At 67.6% G+C, this 333-nt stretch carries 1 protein-coding gene; it reads left to right on the top strand.

Annotation, left to right across the window (positions count from 1 at the left end; genetic code table 11):
- A partial coding sequence (locus GYK42_RS28905; protein WP_166450290.1) for a hypothetical protein occupies positions 1-333 on the top strand: 333 nt, incomplete at both ends.

Below are 333 nucleotides of genomic sequence, written 5' to 3'. Positions count from 1 at the left end.
CGCTGTCCTGCGTCACCACCAGCTATGCCTACGATGCCTACGGCAACCGCACCAGCGCCACCACCACCGACTGCGGCTCCGGCGGGCGCGCCGCGTTCCTCAGCCGCAGCAGCGGCAGCACGTATGCGGCCAGCACGGTCACCGTGGCAGGCATCGGCAACGTCAGCATCCCGGCAGGTGCCTTTCCCAATACGGCGACGAATGCACTGGGACATGCGGAGAGCAAGGAATACGATCCGCGCTTTGGCACACTGACCGCGCTGACGGGGCCCAATGCCCTGACGACGCGCCTGCAGGTCGATGATTTCGGCCGCACCGTGCGCGAAACGCGCG

Origin of the sequence: Janthinobacterium lividum (assembly GCF_011601275.1) — a bacterium.
Classification (GTDB): Bacteria; Pseudomonadota; Gammaproteobacteria; order Burkholderiales; family Burkholderiaceae_D; genus Janthinobacterium; species Janthinobacterium lividum_E.
This window is presented reverse-complemented; position numbering and strand designations above follow the sequence as displayed.